Origin of the sequence: Protofrankia sp. CiT1, from assembly GCF_917627335.1 — a bacterium.
Taxonomy (GTDB): domain Bacteria; phylum Actinomycetota; class Actinomycetes; order Frankiales; family Frankiaceae; genus Protofrankia.
Genome location: NZ_CAKJTP010000268.1, coordinates 1 through 3,238, shown reverse-complemented (window position 1 = coordinate 3,238; position 3,238 = coordinate 1). Strand labels below are relative to the sequence as shown.

Below are 3,238 nucleotides of genomic sequence, written 5' to 3'. Positions count from 1 at the left end.
AGCATGCGCTGCGAGATACCGTCGATGGCCCGCCGCAGTTGGGAGTACCGGCGCGGACCGTTCACCAGCAAAGCCATGATCAGAACGCTCCACTTGTCGCCGACCCGATCAAGCACGTCCCGGAGATGGCAGGTCTCCAAATCCGCAGACACGTCGACGGGAACATCAATGTGCCTAACGTTCGTCAAAGTGCCGTCTTCCGTCATGCCAACATCCCCTCCAGAATCGCACAGGGAACAAAATGTTCCAACACGGAGAGAGTTCATGGAACGCTAATGTCAATAGACCTGTATGCACTGCCGCCGCGACCTGGCCGACGCCCGAAGACGACTGGTGTGGCGATTCCGCACGACCAGTTGGAACAGTTCTCACCGTCCCACATCCGGGACGAGCTCATTGCGCTGGTGGAGGCGATGTCCGGTGTCTTCACAAGCCCCAGTCAGGTCTCCGATCCGCGCTCGTTGGCCTTTCGGGTGCGGGAACCTCGAGGGCCGTGGGAGGCGTTTCTGACGCCCACCCGGGATGAATTCGGACATGTACATACCTCGGGTTTCCTGCACCTCATGCTGCCCCGGCCGGTGATCGCCGCCCTGTCCGAGGCCGGCTGGGTGGAGCTGCATCCGATCACCCGCAGGCCGGACTTCCCCGACACGGCGGTGATGTTCTACGCGCCGCGCGACCACGACGAATTGGCTGTCGCGATGGCCGCGATCGGGGCCTCCTGGGCGCAGGCCGCCGGGATCGGCCTTTCCTGAGCACGGCTACCGGGTGCGACGACAATTTCTCGATCATTACAAAGAGAGGATACACAATGCAAGCCGTAGCCTTCGACGCCGTCGGAGCCGGTCCGTCGCCGGTCGATCTGCCGACTCCGCAGCCCGGACCGGGCGAGATGCTCGTCCGGGTCAAGGCCTCCTCCGTCAACGGTTTCGACCTGGCCGCCATCGGCGGCATGTTCCAGGGAATCTTCGAGTACAATTTCCCGGTAGTGCTCGGCAAGGATTTCGCGGGGACGGTCGAGGCAATCGGCGAAGGGGTCACCCGGGTCTCCCCTGGCGTCTCGGTTTTCGGGGTGGTGGCCAAGCCGGTTCTAGGCGACGGCGGGTTCGCCGAGTACCTGGTGATCGCTGAGCAGAGCCCGTGGGCGACTGTCCCGAACGGGCTCGACCCGCAGCATGCCGCAGCTCTGGGTCTAGCAGCCACAGCAGCACGCACGGCGGTCGACGCGCTGGGCCTGTCCAGGGGCGAGACCGTGCTGGTGTCCGGCGCGACCGGAGGCGTCGGCTCGTACGCGATCCAGTTCGCGGCCGAATGGGGGGCCACTGTCATCGCCACTGCCCGCCCGGGCGAGGAAGCCGCGTTCGTTCGGCGGATGGGTGCCGCACACACGGTCGACTACACCGCCGGCCTGGCCGCTCAGGTCAGGGAGATCGCACCGGATGGCGTGGCGGCGGTCCTTCACCTCGCCGGGGACGGCGCGCAGCTCGCTTCGCTTCGTTCGGCGAAGGGTCGGCTCGTCTCCACGCTGAGCTTCACGCCCGATGAGTCCGCTACGGCGGTCATAGCCCAGCCGGATCCGGACACCCTCGCAAAGCTCGCCGCCGCTGCGGCCGAAGGGCGGCTGCGTGTCCCGGTCCAGCGCACCTACCCGCTCGCCGAGGCGCCGCGGGCGCTGGACGACTTCGCTTCGGGTACGCTCGGTAAGCTAGTGATCGTCATCGATTGAGTCCCGTCCGGGGGCGGCGCACCCCAACTCGGTTACTAGAGGAGAACCGTGAACGCCGACATGGAACGGCCTTTCGAGCGGATCATAGGAATGATCAGCGAATTCTGGGTCGCGCGCGCGATCCACGCGGCGACCAGACTCGGGATCCCAGATCTCCTCACCAACGGTCCCCGGAGCACCGCGGAACTCGCGACGCTAACTGAATCGCACCCCCGCTCGCTCTATCGGCTGCTACGTGCGCTCGCCAGCATCGGCCTGTTCCGCCAAGACGGCGAGGGCTTCACTCTGACCCCGCTTGGGGCCACGCTGCGCACCGACATACCGGCGTCGCTTGCCCCCTTCGTGCTGATGGAACTGAGCGAAAGCCATCACCGGGCGTGGGGTGAACTGCTCCATGCGGTCAAGACCGGCGAGCCCGCCTTCGACACGGCGATGGGCATGACGGCCTGGGAGATGTTCGGAAGCGACCCGGAAATGGCCGGTCACCTGGGACGGGCGATGCATGGACTTACCGAGAACGTGCTCTCCGCTGTCCTGGACGTCTACAACTTCGCCAAGTTCTCCCGGGTGGTGGACATCGGCGGCGGCGAGGGCGGCTTCGTGACGGCTGTCCTCGCCACCCAACCGACCGCCGTCGGCGTGCTGTACGAGCTGCCATACGTCATCGAAAATGCCCGCGAAAGGATGCGTGGAACGGCCGAGGCCGAGCGGTGCGAACTGGTCGGCGGCGACTTCTTCGACAAGGTGCCCGACGGAGGCGACCTCTATCTCCTCAAGTGGGTGTTGCACGACTGGGGGGATGAAGAGTGCCAGGCGATCCTTCGCAACTGCCGCCGGGCGATTGCGGAGAACGGGACTCTGCTCGTGGTTGACACGGTGATCCCACCTGGCGACGAGTCGGCCCCCGGCAAATTCATCGACCTGAACATGATGGTGCTTGGCAGTGGCCGAGAGCGCACGGAAGAGGAGTTCGCCGCCCTGTTCACCGCGTCCGGCTTCGGGCTGAACCGGGTGATCCCCATGCGCTCGCCCAGCAGTCTCATCGAGGCGACCCCTGTGTAGAGACTCAGCGACGAGCAGTGACGATCTTGCCTGCGATGTCAAGACGCCCGCCCGCGGCGGCGACGCCCAGGCGGGCCGGGGACTGTCAACTTTCCGGCTCTGCCAAGATTCCGGTGGTGACAGGCGGTGAGAGATATTCATGAGAGCAGGATCCGTTGCCGGAGCAGGGAGAAACCAGCACGGCCGTACATCTGCCTTTTGATCAGTTTCGTCTTCGTGTTGGCACCCTCCATGGGGCCGTTGCTGGAGGGCAGGGTCAGTCCGGCGACGACGGCGTCGTGGTCGTTCTCGAGGCCGGCGACGAAGGCATGCAGGGCGGGCAGATCGTCGTCCCGCACGGTTGTGATCCATGCGTCGAGGGTCTCGCCGCGACGCCCGGTGAGCAGGGTCGCGAACGCGCCTATTCGGACGGCCAAGACGGTCATCTGCGGACAGCATGCGACCCGGTCG

At 65.6% G+C, this 3,238-nt stretch carries 5 protein-coding genes; 3 read left to right on the top strand and 2 right to left on the bottom strand.

Going from position 1 to position 3,238, the window contains the following annotated elements:
* The coding region (locus MJ785_RS21280) for a helix-turn-helix domain-containing protein (protein ID WP_239382598.1) at positions 1-206 on the bottom strand (206 nt) is incomplete at its 3' end.
* Positions 207-335: 129 nt separating this feature from the next.
* On the opposite strand from MJ785_RS21280, the gene MJ785_RS21275 reads away from it, so the two are divergent.
* From MJ785_RS21275 to MJ785_RS21265, 3 genes are read left to right on the top strand one after another with little or no spacing between them, the layout of a single operon-like run.
* Complete coding sequence (locus MJ785_RS21275; RefSeq protein ID WP_239312334.1) at positions 336-755, top strand: luciferase family protein; 420 nt, start codon at positions 336-338, stop codon at positions 753-755.
* A 56-nt stretch (positions 756-811) separates the two neighbouring features.
* On the top strand, positions 812-1,726 hold the full coding sequence (locus tag MJ785_RS21270; RefSeq protein ID WP_239312337.1) for an NADP-dependent oxidoreductase: 915 nt from the start codon (positions 812-814) through the stop codon (positions 1,724-1,726).
* Between the two features lie 48 nt (positions 1,727-1,774).
* Entirely contained in the window at positions 1,775-2,788 is a 1,014-nt protein-coding gene (locus MJ785_RS21265; protein WP_239312339.1) for an acetylserotonin O-methyltransferase, read from the top strand.
* Positions 2,789-2,925: 137 nt separating this feature from the next.
* Here MJ785_RS21265 and MJ785_RS21260 read toward each other — a convergent pair.
* Positions 2,926-3,238 (bottom strand): transposase (locus MJ785_RS21260; protein WP_239382596.1); only part of this gene is annotated, 313 nt, incomplete at its 5' end.

What these genes read in the sequence shown, in the direction of transcription:
- MJ785_RS21270 (WP_239312337.1), top strand. Translation starts at nt 812, where the DNA reads ATGCAAGCCGTAGCCTTCGACGCCGTCGGAGCCGGTCCGTCGCCGGTC.